Source organism: Xanthomonas sp. Leaf148, assembly GCF_001423585.1.
GTDB lineage: Bacteria > Pseudomonadota > Gammaproteobacteria > Xanthomonadales > Xanthomonadaceae > Xanthomonas.
Window position 1 is genome coordinate 149,842 of the sequence record NZ_LMOP01000009.1, and the last position, 17,840, is coordinate 167,681.

13 protein-coding genes and 1 other RNA gene are annotated in these 17,840 nt (G+C 64.5%); 10 read left to right on the top strand and 4 right to left on the bottom strand.

All coding sequences use genetic code 11. The features are described from left to right. Positions 1 to 21: 21 nt before the first annotated feature. The 4 genes from ASF90_RS12950 (at position 22) to folK (ending at position 4,378) form a co-directional block, all read left to right on the top strand. Entirely contained in the window at positions 22 to 1,833 is a 1,812-nt protein-coding gene (locus ASF90_RS12950) for an ATP-binding protein (RefSeq protein WP_055850670.1), read from the top strand. Continuing rightward, the gene (locus tag ASF90_RS12955; RefSeq protein ID WP_055850673.1) at positions 1,830 to 2,270 is read left to right on the top strand and encodes a response regulator; all 441 of its coding nucleotides are present in this window, start codon (positions 1,830 to 1,832) and stop codon (positions 2,268 to 2,270) included. Before ASF90_RS12950 ends, ASF90_RS12955 begins: the two co-directional genes overlap by 4 nt. A 3-nt stretch (positions 2,271 to 2,273) precedes the next feature. After that, positions 2,274 to 3,776, top strand: coding sequence for a hybrid sensor histidine kinase/response regulator (locus tag ASF90_RS12960; RefSeq protein ID WP_055850675.1), 1,503 nt, complete (start codon positions 2,274 to 2,276; stop codon positions 3,774 to 3,776). Positions 3,777 to 3,868: 92 nt separating this feature from the next. Further along, a complete protein-coding gene (gene folK, locus ASF90_RS12965; protein ID WP_055851398.1) occupies positions 3,869 to 4,378 on the top strand; it encodes a 2-amino-4-hydroxy-6-hydroxymethyldihydropteridine diphosphokinase in 510 nt (169 codons plus the stop codon). A 147-nt stretch (positions 4,379 to 4,525) separates the two neighbouring features. Here folK and ASF90_RS22340 read toward each other — a convergent pair. Together ASF90_RS22340 and ASF90_RS12970 are read right to left on the bottom strand one after the other, a co-directional pair. Beyond that, positions 4,526 to 4,601, bottom strand: a non-coding RNA gene (locus ASF90_RS22340) — sX9 sRNA. A 59-nt stretch (positions 4,602 to 4,660) separates the two neighbouring features. Further along, a complete protein-coding gene (locus tag ASF90_RS12970; RefSeq protein ID WP_055850677.1) occupies positions 4,661 to 5,398 on the bottom strand; it encodes a pteridine reductase in 738 nt (245 codons plus the stop codon). Here ASF90_RS12970 and ASF90_RS12975 point away from each other — a divergent pair. Together ASF90_RS12975 and ASF90_RS12980 are read left to right on the top strand one after the other, a co-directional pair. Beyond that, positions 5,397 to 6,650 carry a class I SAM-dependent methyltransferase gene (locus tag ASF90_RS12975; RefSeq protein WP_193552554.1) on the top strand — a complete coding sequence of 418 codons (1,254 nt, stop codon included), beginning with the start codon at positions 5,397 to 5,399 and terminating at the stop codon, positions 6,648 to 6,650. The genes ASF90_RS12970 and ASF90_RS12975 overlap by 2 nt on opposite strands. After that, positions 6,638 to 7,051 carry a VanZ family protein gene (locus tag ASF90_RS12980; RefSeq protein ID WP_055850681.1) on the top strand — a complete coding sequence of 138 codons (414 nt, stop codon included), beginning with the start codon at positions 6,638 to 6,640 and terminating at the stop codon, positions 7,049 to 7,051. The genes ASF90_RS12975 and ASF90_RS12980 overlap by 13 nt, the downstream gene beginning before the upstream one ends. Before the next feature lie 241 nt (positions 7,052 to 7,292). Here ASF90_RS12980 and ASF90_RS12985 read toward each other — a convergent pair whose 3' ends face one another. Together ASF90_RS12985 and ASF90_RS12990 are read right to left on the bottom strand one after the other, a co-directional pair. Further along, positions 7,293 to 9,338 carry a TonB-dependent receptor gene (locus ASF90_RS12985; protein WP_055850684.1) on the bottom strand — a complete coding sequence of 682 codons (2,046 nt, stop codon included), beginning with the start codon at positions 9,336 to 9,338 and terminating at the stop codon, positions 7,293 to 7,295. Positions 9,339 to 9,531: 193 nt separating this feature from the next. After that, positions 9,532 to 10,392: a 2OG-Fe(II) oxygenase gene (locus tag ASF90_RS12990; RefSeq protein WP_055850687.1), complete on the bottom strand. Its 861-nt coding sequence runs from the start codon at positions 10,390 to 10,392 to the stop codon at positions 9,532 to 9,534. A 187-nt stretch (positions 10,393 to 10,579) separates the two neighbouring features. Between ASF90_RS12990 and ASF90_RS12995 the strand changes: the two genes are divergently transcribed. The 4 genes from ASF90_RS12995 (at position 10,580) to gspD (ending at position 17,837) form a co-directional block, all read left to right on the top strand. After that, the gene (locus tag ASF90_RS12995) at positions 10,580 to 12,052 is read left to right on the top strand and encodes a hypothetical protein (protein ID WP_055850690.1); all 1,473 of its coding nucleotides are present in this window, start codon (positions 10,580 to 10,582) and stop codon (positions 12,050 to 12,052) included. 78 nt (positions 12,053 to 12,130) lie between these two features. Beyond that, positions 12,131 to 14,785: a TonB-dependent receptor gene (locus ASF90_RS13000; RefSeq protein WP_055850693.1), complete on the top strand. Its 2,655-nt coding sequence runs from the start codon at positions 12,131 to 12,133 to the stop codon at positions 14,783 to 14,785. 158 nt (positions 14,786 to 14,943) lie between these two features. Beyond that, the gene (locus tag ASF90_RS13005) at positions 14,944 to 15,765 is read left to right on the top strand and encodes a type II secretion system protein N (RefSeq protein WP_055850695.1); all 822 of its coding nucleotides are present in this window, start codon (positions 14,944 to 14,946) and stop codon (positions 15,763 to 15,765) included. Further along, complete coding sequence (gspD, locus tag ASF90_RS13010; RefSeq protein ID WP_055850698.1) at positions 15,762 to 17,837, top strand: type II secretion system secretin GspD; 2,076 nt, start codon at positions 15,762 to 15,764, stop codon at positions 17,835 to 17,837. The genes ASF90_RS13005 and gspD overlap by 4 nt, the downstream gene beginning before the upstream one ends. Positions 17,838 to 17,840 lie beyond the last annotated feature (3 nt).

Here is a 17,840-nt window from a genome sequence, read left to right on the forward strand (position 1 = left end):
CGAACGGATACAGACCTAGCAATGCAGACAACGGTCCAAGCAGACAGATGGGATCGCTGGCGCCTGCCCTTATTGGCGGTTGCCGTGTGCCTCATTGTGGTGGTGCCGTCGTTGCTGCTGCAGCAGATGGCGCGCAACGCCAATCAGGCGGCAGTGTGGGTGTCGCATAGCCAGGAAGTGCAGGAGACCGCGCAGCGGTTGGAAGCGGCAATGCGCGATACCGAATCGGCCGCGTTGATGCGCTCGCACGGCGTGGAGCGCCCGGCGTTGCTGGAACGCATGCGGCGTGGCCGTCGCGAGTCGCTGGCTGCGGTCGAGCGATTGATCGAACTGACCAAGGACAACCCGGCGCAGCAAGTGCGCATGGGGCGTATCCAGAGCACCATCGAGCGTCGGCTGTTGCTGGCCGAGCGGATTGCGGTGACCACCGGGCAGGCACAGATTCGCGCGCTGATCGACGATATGACCTTGAACAACCCGATCCGTGTGCTGATCGATGAGTTGCAGGGTGCCGAGGGCCGGTTGCTGACCCTGCGCAACGCGCGCGCGGACACCGAGCGCCTGCACTACGCGGTGCTGAGCTGGGCCGCGCTGGCCGTGCAGTTGCTCTTGCTGGCGACAGTGATCTGGTTGCTGCAGCGGCAGATCCGCCGCCGTCTCGCCGCCGAGCAGGAATATTTGCGTGCCAGCGGCCGTGCCAGTTCGGTGCTGCAGACTGTGCGCGAGCCGATCGTGTTGCTGGATACCAATCAACGCATCGTGCTGCACAACCCCGCCTTCGCCGAGTTGTACGGCCTGGAGGAGCGCGGCAACGAATTGATGGCGCTGGAAGATGTGGGCGAGGGGGTCTGGCGCGATCCGCTGTTCCATCAGCGCCTGGCCGACGTATTGCTGCGTGGCCGCGAGCTGTGGGACTTCGAGCATGAGCAGCGCGCCGCCGATGGCGTGTTGCGCACCATGCTGATCAACGCCCGCCGCATGCCGCTGCCCGACACCGTCGACGAAGACGTGGTACTGATGACGGTCAGCGACATCAGCCTGCAAAAGGCCTCGCAACTGCGCATCCAGGAGCTCAACCGGCAGATGGAGGGCAAGGTGGAGCAGGTGTCTGAGGTCAACCGCGAACTGGAAGCCTTCAGCTATTCGGTATCGCACGACCTGCGCGCGCCGTTGCGCCACGTGGCCGGTTTTTCGGACAAGCTGGCGCGCCATCTTGGCGATGCGGCGGACGAAAAATCGCGTCACTACATGGAAGTGATCAGCTCCTCGGCGCGGCGCATGGCGTCGCTGATCGACGACCTGCTGGTGTATTCGCGCCTGGGTCGCAGCGCGTTGCGGCTGCAGGCGGTGGATATGCAATCGCTGGTGGCCGAGACGCGTGCGATCCTGGATTCCAACGTGCAGAGCGAAAATACCGGCCACCGTGTGGACTGGCATGTCGCGCCGTTGCCGGTGCTGGTGGCCGACGAAAACATGATGCGCCAGCTGTGGATGAATCTGCTGGGCAACGCGGTCAAGTACAGCGCCAAGCGCGAGGTGGCCAGGATCGAGGTCAGCTACACGCCGATGGCCGACGGCGGCCATCAGTTCAGCGTGCGCGACAATGGCGCGGGCTTCGACATGGAGTACAGCGGCAAGTTGTTCGGCGTGTTCCAGCGCTTGCACAAGGCCAGCGAATACGCTGGCACCGGCATCGGTCTGGCCAGCGTGCGGCGTGTGTTGGCGCGTCATGGCGGCCGTATTTGGGCTGAAGGCGTCGTCGATGAAGGCGCCACGTTTTATTTCGAGCTTCCTCCCGCGCTTGAAGCGCCCAATCAAGAGTTCAGTGTATGACCGCCATCCGTACCATTCTTCTGGCAGAAGACAGCCCGGCCGATGCCGAGATGGCAGTCGACGCCCTGCGCGACGCCCGTCTTGCCAACCCCATCGTGCACGTCGAAGACGGCGTGGAAGCCATGGATTACCTGCTGCGCCGCGGCGCCTATGCCAACCGCGAGGAAGGCCTGCCGGCGGTGCTGCTGCTGGACATCAAGATGCCGCGCCTGGATGGGCTGGAAGTGCTCAAGCAGGTGCGCAACGATGAGGCACTCAAGCGCCTTCCGGTGGTGATCCTGTCGTCTTCGCGCGAAGAGAGCGACCTTGCCCGCAGCTGGGACCTGGGCGTCAATGCCTACGTGGTCAAGCCGGTGGATGTCGATCAGTTCTTTACTGCGGTCAAGACGCTCGGCACGTTCTGGGCGGTGATCAATCAGGCACCGGAGCTGGACTGACCCATGCCGCATGAGGGTGGCAAACTGGAGCAGCTGAAGATCCTTCTGGTGGAAGATTCACCGGAAGATGCCGAGCTGTTGTCCGATCAGTTGCTCGATGCCGGCATCGATGCGGCGTTCGAGCGCGTGGACAGCGAGCCATCGCTGCGCAGCGCGCTGGAGGCGTTTCAGCCGGACATCGTGTTGTCGGATCTGAGCATGCCCGGATTTTCCGGCTACCAGGCACTGCGCCTGGTGCGTCAGAACGGCGCCACCCCCTTCATCTTCGTCTCCGGTACCATGGGGGAGGAGACCGCGGTCAAGGCGCTGCAGGACGGTGCCAACGACTACATCATCAAGCACAACCCCACGCGGCTGCCGAGCGCGGTGATGCGCGCCATCCGCGAGGCGCGTGCGGAGCTCGAGCGCCAGCGTGTGGAAAGCGAGCTGATGCGTGCGCAGCGACTGGAAAGCCTGGCGATGCTGGCGGCCGGCCTGAGCCACGATCTGCGCAACATCCTGCAGCCGCTGCTGATCGTGCCCGACCTGCTGGCCGGGCGGACCGACGACCCGCAGCTGCGTCAGCTGGCCAATGTGGTGGCCGAATGCGGCCGGCGCGGGCATGACATGGCCGAGTCGATGCTGTCGTTCGTGCGTGGCTCCAACAAGCCGCGCGAGCAAGTGTCCATCGCCAAACTGTTCCAGGCGGTGCAGATGCTGCTGCGGAGCAGCCTGCCCGATGGCGTGCGGCTGCAGATGGACATGATCGCCTCGGATCTGACCATCGAAGCCAACTACACCGAATTGCAGCAGTGCTTGCTCAACCTGGGCTTGAACGCGATCCAGGCGATGCCCGGCGGCGGCACCCTGGTGCTGTCGGCCGATCGCTTTGATGCCACACGCGTGCGTATGAGCGTGGCCGACACCGGCGTGGGCATGACCGATGAAACGCGTGCTCGCCTGTTCAGTCCTTTTTTCACGACCAAGGCCGATGGCACCGGGTTGGGCCTGATTTCGTGCAAGCGCATCGTGGAAAGCTACGGTGGCAACATCCAGGTCGACAGCCGGCTGGGCGAAGGCACGCGCTTCGACATGATCGTGCCGATGCGCGCGGCCTCGGTGAGCATTGCCGATACCGAACCGCCGCTGGCGCTGGGCCAGGGGCAGCGCATTCTGCTGGTGGATGGCGAAGCCACGCGGCTGTCGTTGCTGGGTAATGCGCTGTCCAGCCAGGGCTATCAGCCGCAGCTGGCCACCGATGGCGCCGCTGCGCTGCAACTGGTGCAGCAGCACGCGATGCCGGATCTGGTGATCATCGACAGCGACATCATCTTGCTGTCGGCGGTGAGCGTGCTGCTGAGCATGCAGGAGCTGGGCTACCAGGGTCCGGCGATCGTGCTGGAAGACGTCGGCGCGCCGCTGCAGCGTGCGCATTTTCCGCCCGACATCCCGGTGCACGTGTTGCGCAAACCGCTGGAAATGCGCCGTGTATTTCGCGCGGTAGCGCATGCGCTGGAAATGGCCTGAGCCACGCACGCACGCGCGCTGCGCGTGCGCTGATGTACCTGCAGCGCGCAGCAACAGTTGACGCTGACGCCGGCCGCATGCGCGAATACCGTATGACCACCGTGCTACTCAGCCTCGGCAGCAATGTCCAGCCGACTCACTACCTGCGCTTGGCCGTCGCTGCCTTGCGCGCGCGCTTCGGCCAGCTCGACGTCTCCCCGGCGTATCGCACGCCGGCGGTGGGCTTCGATGGGCCGGACTTCGTCAACAACGCTGTGGCCTTGCAGACCGATCTGGACCTGCATGCCCTCGACCAGTGGCTGCATGCGCTGGAAGACGCGCATGGTCGCGATCGCAGCGGGCCGCGTTTCAGCGACCGTACGCTGGATGTGGACGTGGTGTTTTTCGGCGATTGCATTGTCGAAGGCCCCGGGCATCTACGCATCCCGCGTCCCGAGCTCAAGCATGCCTTTGTGCTCAAGCCGCTGGCCGATATCGCGGCGGACTTTGTCGACCCGCTGAGCGGACGCACGCTTGCTGCGCTGTGGCAGGCGCATCCGCAGTACGGCAGCGCATTTGCGACAGTGCAGCTGGATGCGCCTGCGCTGAGTGCCGCGCAGTAGCGCAGCTGTGCAGTGCGGCTGGTCGTGCTGCAATGTCGTGGTGAAGAGATGTCAGTTCGGCGCAGATCGGCCTATGCGCTTCGCACGCCGATCGCTGACGATGCGCCTCACGTAGCGCGTGCGCTCGTGCGACGTCCGCTCTAGAGCGGCTGAAACAACGTAGCGAGTAGTCGTCAGACAGGTGTGGGCGGCGCACTCAGAACCGCAATGTACGAGTGGCACTACCGCACCGAGCATCGGCCGCGCGCCTGGCGGTGAGCACAGTCGTATTGCTAGATGCTCTCAGCTGAGCTGACGGCCGCCATCCACATGCAAGGTCTGGCCAGTGATGAAGCTGGCATCGTCCAGCAACCAACGCACCGCCTCGGCGATTTCTTCCGGCGTGCCGATGCGCGCCAGCGGCGTGCGGGCGAGCAGCGCCTGCTTGGCGTCGGATGATTTGCCTTCTTCCGGCCACAGAATGGCGCCGGGCGCGACGGCGTTGACGCGGACCTGCGGTGCCAGCTCCAGCGCCAGCGAGCGGGTCAGCATCTCCAGCGCGCTCTTGGAGGCACCGTATAGCGGGTGGTTGCGCATCGGCTGCTGTGCATGCAGGTCGGTGAGGTTGACGATGGCGCCGCGGTGCTGGCGCAGCTGCGCAGCAGCGGCCTGGGCAATGAAGAATGGTGCGCGTGCATTGACCGCGAACAGCTCGTCCCACTGCGCCGGCGTGGCTTCGCCCACTGCGGTGGGGTAAAACGCCGAGGCGTTGTTGACCACGCCATCCAGGCGGCCGAACGCGTCGATGCACGCGGCGACCAGTTGCGCCGGTGCGTGCGGCAGGCGCAGATCCGCGTGCAAGGCCTGCGCGCTGCCTGCGCGCTGCGCGCACAACTCGGCCACGCGTGCGCGCAGCGCGTCGGCGGACTGATGCGCATGCAGGGCAACGCGGTAGCCGGCGGCGTGCAGCGTGGTGGCGATCTGCGCGCCGATGCGGCGGCCTGCGCCAGTGATCAACACCACCTTGGAACTGTCTGTCATGACGTACTCGCTCGGCGTTGCAAAGGGCTCGGCTATCCTGTGCATTGTCCCCGCAACCGGTGCCCGCATGCACGCCGACCTCCCCACCCCCGATTCGGACGCGCTGGCGCACAGCGACCGACTGGCTGCGCATGTGCGCGCCGAAATCCAGGCCGCCGGCGGTGCGATCCCGTTTTCGCGTTTCATGGAGCTGGCGTTGTATGCACCGGGCCTTGGCTATTACAGCGCCGGGTCGAGCAAGTTCGGTGAAGCCGGCGACTTCGTCACCGCGCCCGAGCTCGGCCCGTTGTTTGCGGCCACCGTGTCCGGTGCGCTGGCACCGGTGCTGCAGCAGCTGGGGCCGCAGGCGCGCATGCTGGAAGTGGGGGGCGGCAGTGGCGCATTTGCCGAAGTCATGCTCAAGCGGCTGCTGGAGCTGGATGCATTGCCCGAGCGTTACGCGATTCTCGAACCCAGTGCGGACCTGCGCGAGCGTCAGCGCGAGCGCCTGGGGCGCAGCCTGATACCGCCGGTATTCGATCTGGTCGAATGGCTGGATGGCCCGTTCCCGGACGATTGGGACGGCGTGCTGTTCGCCAACGAGGTGATCGATGCGCTGCCCACGCCGCGCTTTGCAATCCGTGAGGGCGAGGTCTACGAAGAAACCGTGGTGCTCGATGCGCAGCAGCAATTTGCGCGTGGCGAGCAGCCGGCCGATGCGTTGTTGAGCGCGGCAGTGCGGCATCTGGAGCGCTATCTCGATCAGCCCTTCGCCGATGGCTATCGCTCCGAGTTGCTGCCGCAGCTGCCGTACTGGATCCAGGCGGTGGCCGGCGGCCTGAAGCGCGGTGCGATGGTGTTCGTCGACTACGGTTATCCGCGCGGCGAGTTCTATCGCGCGCAGCGCGAGGATGGCACTTTGCGTGCGTTCTATCGCCATCGCATGCATGAGGACCTATATCGCTGGCCCGGCCTGCAGGATCTGACCGCGTCGGTGGATTTCACCGCGCTGGCGGAGGCCGGTACCGGTGCCGGTTTTGAGCTGGCGGGTTACTGCACGCAGGCGAGTTTCCTGCTGGGCAACGGCCTGGACGCGTTGCTGACGCAGGCCGATACGCGCACCGATGAAGTGGGGCGCATGCGTCTGCGCGAGCAGATCAAGCGGCTGACCTTGCCCAGCGAGATGGGCGAGCGGTTCCAGGTGATGGGCTTCGCGCGCGATGTGGATATTGCGCCCGCATTTCTGGCCGGCGATCTCACATGGCGGCTGTAACGCAGACGCTGCGCCCGTTTCATCGGCCGCGATTGTGGGTGGGGTTGTGGATCGCTGCGATCGTGGTGGTGATTGCGGTCTGTCTGGGGCCGCCGCCGGAGATTCCGGAGCTGCCGGATAACAGCGACAAGGCCGAGCATTTTTTGACCTTTGCATTGTTGTGCTGGGGTGCGGTGCAGTTGTTTGCCACCCGTCGCGCGCAGGTCGTTGCAGCCATCGGCTTGGTGGCCTTGGGAATCGGCATCGAGATCGCGCAGGGCGCACTGACGACCAATCGAAGCGCCGACCCATACGATGCGCTGGCCGACACGCTAGGTATCGTTGCCGGCCTGTGCCTGGCATGGACGCCGCTGCGCTTTGTGATGTTGCGGATCGATCAGCGGCTGTTTGCGCGGCGTTGAGTTGCGTGCACGTGTTGGGCATGCGAATGCAAACGCAGTCACGCGTGCAGCGTTATCGGCAACGGAACGGTGTTGCTTCTGACCGCGCATTGATGCGTTGGCATGGCCGCAAGCACTGAATCACTGCAGGAGCCGACTGCAGTGGCTGAAACTGCAGATCCGGCGCATGGCTGCTGCGTTGCGCAGCAGTCATGCCGTCATCGCCGAAGGAGGTACTGGTCCCGGCTTGCGGATGCTGGAGTTACAGCTTCATGTTCAAGCCGAGATAGAGCTGGCGTCCTGCCGCTGGCGAAAACATCGGCTGCGCTTGAGTCCAGAAGAAACTGTCGTACCACACGTAGGCATACTCGCGACCGGTGGCATTGCGGACCTGCAGATCCACGCTCCAGGCAGGATTGATGGTGTATCTGGCGGTGAGATCCAGGGTGGCAAAGCCACCGTATTTGCCGGCTACATTGCGTTCTTCCAGATAATAATCGCCTTGCGCACGGCCCTGCATCCCCAAGCGCAGCGCATCGGTTGGCCGGTACTCGACGCCGATGTTGCTGATGTAACGCGGCGTTGCCGCCACCTCGCGGCCGACCAGCGACACGCTGGCATCGCGGTCGTCGCGTTCGATCTTCGCTTCCTGATACGCGTGCGATGCCCATAGCGTCCACTTGTCGCCCAGCTGTGCATTGATCTGCGCGTCCACGCCGCGCCGGCGTGTCTTGCCCAGGGTGACGGTGGTGCCGGTGGCGGGCATGTTGGAAACTTCGTTGGCCGCGTCCTGCTGCCACACCGCGATGCGCGCCTGGCTTCCGTGGAACGGGCTGAATTTCATGCCCAGCTCCATGCCGGTATTGGTGGACGGGCGCACGTCCGGTTGCCCGGCGGTGAGGTAGGCCGGTGCGGTGGACCCGGTCAGTACCTGGAAAGTACGGCCCCAGTTGGCATAGACGTTGGTGGTCGGGGTGAAGGCGTAGACCAGGCTCAGTTTGGGCTGCTCGATGGTGCCGTAGCGCTGCAGCGGTGCACGCACGCCGCCCGGCAGTTGGGTGTCGCCATCGAAGCGATCCACGCGGTAGGCCGGCACGATCTTCAGCGCCTCGATGGGCTGATAGATCGCCTGCACGTAGGCGCCCCAGTTGTCGAAGGTATGGCGGTCGTCGTTCTGGATGCGCGCCGGCGTGGCGTTGAAGTTGGTGGGCTCGGCATAGCGGAAGCGTTCGCGTCGATAGGCGTTGTCCTGATGCTCGTAGTTGACGCCGCCTTCCAGGGTGAGCGTGTCGCTGCTGCGCCAGGTCAGCGTGTTGAGCATGCCGATCTGCGTCTCGTCCCAGCTGCGGCGCTGGCGTGGTGCATTGCCGGTGGGCAGGTCGCTGAAAGTCACCTGGCGGTCGTCCAGATAACGGTTGTAGTACAGCTTGGTGCCCAGAAACAGGTTCTCGGCCAGCTTCAGATCCATGTGGATGCCGACCTGACGCATGTCGCGGTCGTCGCCGTCGTTGCGGTTGCGCAGGTCCGAGCTGCGACGGTCGGCCCGCATTTCCGCTGCGGTCATGAAGCCGGGTTCGTCGGCTTCGTTGTGATAGACGCGGGCGGTCAGGCCGATGCGCATGCCGTCGTCGAGGTTGCCGTAGAACCATTTGCCGCCCAACGAATATTTGCTGGAGGTGTCGTGATCGCGGTAGCCATCGGAGGACTGCACGCCGATGAAATAGTTCTGCGCAAACCCGTCGCGCTCGCGGCCCACGGCCAGCTGCGCATCGCGGGTATTGAAGCTGCCGTAGGTCAGACGCGCATCGGTGTAATTGCCGCCCTGACGGGTGCCGAAATTGATGTTGCCACCGATATTGTGCAACCCGTAGCGCGGATCGTTGGTGCCGCGCACCACCTCGATGTAGCTGATTTCCAGCGGGAACAGCATGTCGATGAAGCGCTGGTTGCCGCTGTTGACGTTGCTGGGGATGCCATCGATCAGCGTCTTGATGGCATTGAGGTAGCCCTCGCCATTGAACGCGCGAAAGCTGACCTTGCCCGACTCGGCGCCTTGCCGGGTTTCGGTGAGCTGGATGCCCGGCATCTGCCCGAGCAGCTCCCAACTGTAGGACACGTTCTTGTCTTCGATCTGGTCGGCGCCCAGCACATCCACCGAGGTCAGCACCTGATGTGCGGTGAGTTGGCCTTCGCCATGCTGGTGGACATCGACCTTGCCGAGCGTCAGCGCCGAATCCGACGACTGCGCACGCGACTCGGCGACAAACAGGACGGCAGCCACTGCCGCCACGAGAATATGGATCTTCATGGATCGAACGACACCGATGCGGGAGGAGCTGATCACCCCATGTGTCAGCTAATGCAATATTATAACATATGTGATGCACGTCTCTAGCGGCGTGCTGGAGCGGGTGGCATGACGGGAAGCGGTGCGCACCGCATGGGCGCACCGGGCGCTGCGTCGGGCGACGAAGCTACTAGTTGCTGGGCGCGTTGCTCAATCAGTCCGGCAGGCACGCCGCGCGCTCGCGCAGCCACTTGGTCGCCACCCACTTTTCGCCGGCCAGGACTGGCGCGCCGGCATGCAGGCTGCGCGTCATCGGGTGCGGGCGGTCGTAGCTGAAGAACACCGCGTTGCCCTTGATCGCGGCGATGTCCAGCTGCACATCGGGAAAGCGCGTGGCCCCGCCGCGGTCGGGCGTGTTGAGGTACATCACCAACGAGGCGACGCGTTGCCCGCCGGCTTGCAGCAACACCGGCGTGCCGGCTGCGTCGGGGTCGAAGTAATCGTAGTGCGGCTGATATTCGGCGCCGGTGGTGTAGCGCAAGACCTGCAAGCCTTCGCCGTGATCCACCGGCCGGTCGAGCAGACGGGCGATACGCGCTTCGATGCGTTGGCAGAGTGCATCCTGTCCGAGTTGCAGGCACATGCTGTCGCTGGTGCGTGCGGCATGCACCACATGTGCGCCATTGGCATTATCTACGGTACGCGAGCGCGCAAGGCGCGGCTGCGCGAGGGCGATCACTGCATCGCATTCGGCATCGGATAAAAAACCACCCAGCACCATCACGCGTGGCAACTGCATGCGCATCAACACGCGCACCTGCCGATCGCCCAGATCCAATAGCGACGCATCGCTGTCCTGCAGCAGCGCCGGCACCCGCACCGGCATCGGCAATCCATGTGTCTGCGCGTGCTGCTGGATGTGCGCACGCACCAGCGCTTCGACTGCATCGATGGCGTCCTGCATGTTCCAGCCACGATCCAGCAGCGGTTGCAGCGCGTGCTCGGGCGGTTGGCCGGCCAAGGCCTGCGCCACTATCCAGTCGGCCAAGGCGCTGGGGATATCGGTGAATGTCATCCCGCCACAGTGCATGCCAACGTGTGGCAACTATGTGTCAAATGTGTCGTGGTAAGACAAATGCAACAGACGGCCCCTATAAAGGTGACGGGGATCTTGAACGTGCTCGCCACTGCAGTGAGCGGAACGCAACCAATTCTTGACGACTCCTCTTCATACCGGACCCTTTGACCTGGAGATCAGCCGCATGTCCGTTCGCAACAGCAGTAAGACACTTCTCATGACCTTTAGCACCGCACTGGCGTTGTCTGCCTGCGGTGGCGGTGCCGACCGTGTCGCTTCGCCTGGCGAGGGCGCGTTTCCGCCCGCACCGGCGCCGACCCCGGCGCCCACGCCTGCACCAACCCCGGCTCCGACACCGACGCCGACCGGCCCGGCTGCGGATTGCCCGACCGGTTTTTCCAACGTCGGCACCATTGCCAGCAACACGCTGCGCGCCTGCCAGTTGCCGGAGACCATTACCGGCAATCTGGTGGTGCCCGCGCGCGCCGGCACCGCGTATTCGATCAGCGGCCGCGTCAACGTCGGCACCGATCGTGGCGGCAACGCCATCGCGCCGGCGGCCGGCAGCACGCAGGGCGTGTTGACCATCGAGCCGGGCGTCACCTTGTATGGCTCGGCGGGTAGCGACTACATCGTGGTCAATCGTGGTTCGCAGATTTTTGCCGAAGGCAGCGCAACTGCGCCGATCGTCTTCACTGCACGTCAGGCGCTGGATGGCACGGTCAGCGCCAACACCATCGGCCTGTGGGGCGGCATCGTGGTGCTGGGCCGTGCAGCGATCAACAACTGCCCGGGCGCCACCGTGTCGGGCACGCCGGAATGTCAGGCGCAGGTCGAAGGCACCAACGCGTTCTACGGCGGCAATAGCGCCACCGATAACAGCGGCTCGATGCGCTACCTGCGCGTGATGTATTCGGGTTTCGAAATCTCGCCCAACAACGAGCTGCAGGGCATCACCCTGGCCGGCGTGGGCAGCGGCACGCGTCTGGACTACGTACAGATCCACAACAGCTCCGACGACGGGATCGAATGGTTTGGCGGTACGGTCAACGGTAGCCACGTGGTCATCACCGGCGCCGACGACGATTCGCTGGATACCGATGCCGGTTGGAGCGGCGCATTGCAGTTCGGCATCGTGGTCCAGCGTGCTGGCGGCGGCGACCGTATGAACGAGTGGAGCAGCCTGCGTCGCCAGCCGTATTCGCGCCCGAAGGTCGCCAACTTCACTTACGTGGGAAATGCCCGCACGGGTGCGGCGATCATGCTCAACCAGGGCACGCAGGCCGCGTTCTACAACTCGGTATTCACCCGTCCGGCCGGTGGCACCGGCGATGGTCTGGTGTGCTTCAACCTGGCCGATACCGATACCGTGGGGACGTTCAACTCGGTGTTCTTCGCCTGCCCGACCGCGTTCGGCAGCGACCCGCGTGCGGCCAGCCAGTTCGCCGCCGGTACCAACAATGTGGCCAACGGCGTGTCCACGCTGCAGAACACCTTCATCAATGGCGCCAACGAAACTGCAGTGCCGGCGTTTCAGGGCTTGAACGGCGTGAGCAGCTTCTTCCAGCAGGTGAACTACATCGGTGGCGTGCGTGATGCCAACGACACCTGGTGGCAGGGCTGGACCTGCGGGCTGACCGCCGATCGCCCCTGCTGAGGCACGGCATCGCACGGCGGCCATCGCGTCGCCGTGCGATGCGTCCAGCTTCATCTTTCTGTTGTCAGGGCTCCCACGATGCGAACCTTCGCTGTTGCCCGTCTTTCGCGGACGGGCCTGTCTCTTTCCATTTCCACCTTGCTGCTGTCCGGCGCCGCCATGGCGCAGTCGACCAGCAGCGATGCCGCTGGCGGTAGCAGCAGTGCCAGCGCTGCTGCCATTGCGCCCAAGCAACTCGACCAGGTCGTGGTGCGCGGCGAATATATTCCCGAGCCGATGCTGCAAACCTCTGAAGTGGCCTCGTTCATCACCCGCGAGGACATGGAGCGCACCGGCGACAGCAGCGCTGCGGTGGCGCTGACGCGTGTCACCGGATTGAGCTTGTCGCGCGGCAAATACGTCTACGTACGCGGCCTGGGCGAGCGCTATTCGTCGGCCTTGTTCAACGGCTCGCCACTGCCCAGCCCGGAGCCGATGCAGCGCGTGGTGCCGCTGGATCTGTTTCCCAGCGATGTGCTGCAAAGCGTGACCGTGCAAAAGACGTATTCGGCCGATTATCCGGGCGAATTCGGCGGCGGCGTGATCGATCTGCAATCGATGACGGTGCCGGACAAACCGTTTCTGTCGCTCACCGTAGGCGGCGGCGCCAATAGCGTCAGTACCGGCGAGAAGGGCCTGACCTACTACGGCTCCGGCGATGACGAGTGGGGCTATGACGATGGCACGCGCAAGCAGCCTGCCGCGTTGCGCGATGCGATCCGCACCGGGCGGCGCGTGGACCTGGGCAGTTTTTCGCGCGAGGACATCCGCCGCATCGGCCGCAGCATGAACAATGCCAACCTGTATGTGCTGCAGGAGAAGGACAGCATCGACCCGGACGTCAATGTCGGCGGCAGCGCCGGCTACAGCATGGACATCGGCGAGGCCAAGCTGGGCATTCTGGCCGTGGCCAGCTACGACAACGAGTGGCGCACGCGTACCGGCAAGCAGCAGGACGGCATCTTTGTCGGCGACAGCGTGGAGTTCAATTCCAACTACGACTTTGCGACCACACGCAACAACGTGCGCACCAATGGCATGCTCGGCCTGGGCTGGGAATATGGCCGCCACAAGATCGGCTGGACCACCTTGTATGTGCACGACACCTTGAAGGTGGCGCGCAGCCGCGCCGGCCGCGACGAACTGGCCGGGTTCGATGTGCGCGACGACAACACCGAGTGGTATGCGCGTCAGTTGATCAACAACCAGCTGCTTGGCTCGCATGCGTTTGGCGAATACGACGATCTCAAGATCGAGTGGCGTGCCGCGGTGGCCAACGCCAGCCGCGATGTGCCGTACGAAACCGGCATCCGTTACGAGTTGCTCGATGGCTATTGGGCGCACGACGCCTCGCGCGTGCAGAACTACACACGCTTCAGCAAGGTCGATGACAAAGTCGCCAGTGGCGGCGTGGATGTGACCTGGCGGCTGCCGATCGAACACGACCTCACCATCAAGGGCGGCTTGGCCTATCTGGATAACGACCGCACTGCATGGAGCCGCGAGTTCCGCTTTCTGGCGCTGGACGGCCCGTTGCCGTTCTTGAACCAGTATCAGCGCGTGGATTACCTGATCTCCGACTACAACCTCAGTAACGATCTGCTGCGCTTACGCGAAACCACCGGCAGTTTCGGTGCGGCCGCGTACGACGCGACGTTGAAGGTCAAGGCGGCGTATCTGCAGGCCGAAGGCGAAATCGTGCCGACCCTGCGTGCCACCGTTGGCGTGCGTTACGAAGACGCCACCCAGGCGGTGCATCCGTACGACATCTTCAGCGGTGCACGCCAGGACAGCGTGGCGCCGTTGCAGAACAGCTATGCGTTGCCATCGGCCACGGTGACCTGGAACTTTGCCGACAACCAGCAGCTGCGCTTCGGTGCGTCCAAGACGATTGCGCGGCCGCAATTCCGCGAAATGGCACCGCAGCAGTATCTGGACCCGGATATCGACCGCCAGTTCTTCGGCAACCCGTTCCTGATCGACAGCGAACTGGTCAATCTGGATGCGCGCTACGAATGGTTCTTCGAGCCGGGCCAGTACGTCACCGTCGGTGCGTTCTACAAGGACATCGACAAGCCGATCGAAGCCATCGTCAACGATGCACCCGGCGGCGGCATCGTGCAGAGTTTCATCAATGCGCCCAAGGCCACGCTGTACGGCATCGAGCTGGAAGCCAAGAAGTATCTGGACGTGCCGGTCGCGGCCGATTGGTGGGGCGACAAGCGCCTGTTCGTGTCCGGCAACTACACGCGCACCAAGTCCGAGGTGAGCGCGAGTGCCGGCGATACCGTGCAGCCGTTCGGCTTCAGTGCACCGGTGCAGGCCAACCTGTTCATTCGCGACGGGTCGGCACTGCAGGGGCAATCGGACGATATCGCCAACCTGCAGATCGGTGTGGAAAGCGAGAGCACGCATAGCCAGGCGACCTTGATCGCCAACTACGTGGGCGAGCGCATTTCTGCACGCGGTCGTCCGGGTCAGCCGGACTACATCGACAAGCCGGGTACATCGCTGGATCTGGTGATCAAGAAGGGCCTGGTGTGGTCGGGCGATACGCTGTCGGTGAACTTTGCCGCGCGCAATCTGCTCAAGACCAAATACCAGGAGTTCCAGCGCGTGGGCAGCAACCGGGTGGATCTGTACACCTACCAGCCCGGCATCAGCTATGACATCAGTGTGACAGCGCGTTTCTGATCCCTCAGACGTCTGCAGAAACGCAAACGCCCGCTGTGCTTCGCATGGCGGGCGTTTGCGTTTTGCCGCATGTCGGGGTGTGTCGGCTTGTGTCATCGATTTCTTCGAACTGACACATTGCTGCCGCATTCTGTCATCCGATCGCAATCCTGAGACGGATGTCCGCTTTGCACCGCGCCTTGCCCCCGTTGACCACCGTCATGTCGTCGCATGCCGCACGCACGGCACTGGTCTGTGCGCTGGTCGCGTTGCTGGCATTGCAAGGGCTGCGATTGCTGTGGTTGGTGATGACGCCGGTCGGTCCGGTGGGTCATGCACCGCCGAGCGCTGCCACGGCATCCGACCTGTCTGCATTACGCCGCGACGTGTTCTATCGCAGCGTTGCCGACAGCACTAGCAATAGCGACGGTGTGGTGCTGCACGGTGTGCGCGCGGGTGCTGCGCAGGCAGCGGCCTACCTGAGTCTTGGCGATGGCCGGCAAGGTGCCTACCGCGTCGGCGATACGGTGATGCCCGGCGTGGTGTTGCAAGCGGTCGCTGCTGACCATGTGCTGTTGCGCACCGGCAGCGGCGTGCGCCGCCTGGCACTGCGCGATGCGGCAGCGCCGGCGCTTGCAACAACGCCATCGTCAGCGAACACGGCGGCAGCAGGCAGCGCATCCGGCGTGATGTCGAACGTAGGCAATGCGACGGCAGCAGCAGGCGCAACCGCGGTCGACCCGCAACAGCTGCTGAGCAGCGCCGGGCTGCGCGCAAGCGCGGACGGCAGCGGTTTCACCATCATGCCGCGTGGCGATGGTGCGTTGTTGCGCCAGGCCGGGCTGGCAGCAGGCGATGTGCTGACCCAGATCAACGGCCGCACGCTCGATGCAGAACACCTGCGCGAGTTGAAGGACGAACTACGCGATGGCCAGGCGGCCACGCTGACCTATCGCCGCGACGGCCAGACCCACACCATGACCTTGAAGCGCCCGCAATGACCGCTGTTCGCCCCTTATGGCTGTTGTCGGCCGCGTTGCTGTGCATGTGTGCCGTCGCACCGGTGGTCTCGCTGCAGGCCGCCGATGCGCCTGCCGTACGGCTGCAGGACGTGGACCTGCGTGCCTTCATCCAGGATGTCTCGCGCGCTACCGGCATCACTTTCATCGTGGATACGCGCGTGCAGGGCACGGTGAACGTGGCGCGCGCGCAGGCGATGAGCGAAGCCGATCTGCTCGGCATGCTGCTGGCGGTATTGCGCGCCAACGGCTTGATTGCGGTGTCCAGTGGTCCGTCGACGTATCGCATCATTCCCGACGACACCGCTGCGCAACAGCCGGGCAGTGCCGCCAGCGGCAATCTGGGTTTTGCCACGCAGGTGTTTACGCTGCAGCGCGTGGATGCGCGTAGCGCCGCAGAAATCCTCAAGCCGCTGATCGGGCGGGGCGGTGTGATCATGGCGCTGCCGCAGGGCAATAGCTTGCTGATTGCCGATTACGCCGACAACCTGCGCCGCATTCGCGGGCTGGTGGCGCAGATCGATACCGACCGTGCGGCCATCGACACGGTGACCTTGCGCAATAGTTCTGCGCAGGAGCTGGCACGCACATTGACCTCGCTATTCGGCCAGGCAGGCGAACGCAGCGCGGTGTTGTCGGTGTTGCCGGTAGACAGCAGTAATTCGTTGATCGTGCGTGGCGACCCGGCGCTGGTGCAGCGCGTGGTGCGCACCGCGATGGATCTGGACGGGCGCGCTGAGCGTCGCGGCGATGTCAGCGTGGTGCGGTTGCAACACGCCAGCGCCGAGCAGCTGTTGCCGGTGCTGCAACAGTTGGTCGGGCAGACGCCGGGCAATGAGGCGCAAGCCGGGCAGGACACGCGCTCCACTGCCGTGGATGTGGCAGCCGCTGGCACCGCACAGACCCAGGTGATTGCGCCAGCCGCCGGCAAGCGCCCGGTAATCGTGCGCTACCCCGGCTCCAATGCCTTGATCATCAACGCCGACCCGGAAACCCAGCGCGCCTTGATGGATGTCATCCGCCAGCTGGACGTGCATCGCGAGCAGGTGCTGGTGGAGGCGATCGTGGTGGAGATTTCCGACACCGCGGCCAAGCGCTTGGGCGTGCAGCTGCTGCTGGCTGGTCGCAATGGCACCGTGCCATTGATCGCCACGCAGTACAGCGGTGCATCGCCGGGCATCGTGCCGCTTGCCGCCGCAGCGGCCGGTACGCGCAGCGGCAATGACGATGACGATTCGGTACTGGAACAGGCGCGCAATGTGGCCGCGCAATCGCTGCTGGGGTTGAGCGGCGGCCTGATCGGCCTGGCCGGGCAAAGCAACGATGCGGTGTTCGGCATGATCATCGATGCGGTCAAGAGCGATACCGGCTCCAATCTGTTGTCCACGCCGTCGATCATGACGTTGGACAACGAACAGGCGCGTATTTTGGTGGGCCAGGAAGTGCCGATCACCACGGGCGAAGTGCTGGGCGCGGCCAACGACAACCCGTTCCGCACCATCCAGCGCCAGGACGTGGGCGTGGAGCTGGAAGTGCGCCCGCAGATCAATACCGGCGGCGGCATTACGCTGGCGATCAAACAGGAAGTCTCGGCCATTGCCGGGCCGGTGAGCGCGCAGTCGTCGGAGCTGGTCTTCAATAAACGCCAGATCGAAACGCGGGTGGTGGTGGAAAACGGCGCCATCGTCGCGCTCGGTGGACTGCTGGATCAAAACGACCGCCAGACCGTGGAAAAGGTGCCATTGCTGGGCGACGTGCCTGGCCTGGGCGCACTGTTCCGGCACAAGTCGCGCAACCGCGACAAGACCAACCTGATGGTCTTCATCCGCCCCACCATCATTCGCGATGCGGCCGATGCGCAGCGCATGACCGCACCACGCTACAGCTATCTACGCGACCGCCAGCTGGCCGACGGCGACCCGGAAGCGGCGCTCGATGCCCTGGTACGCGATTACCTGCGCGCGCAGCCGCCGCAGTTGCCGGCCGGGCCATCGCCGGTGGCGCCGGCACCTGCAGCCACGCCTGCACCCAGCGCACGCCCCGTGCAGCGCTGATGC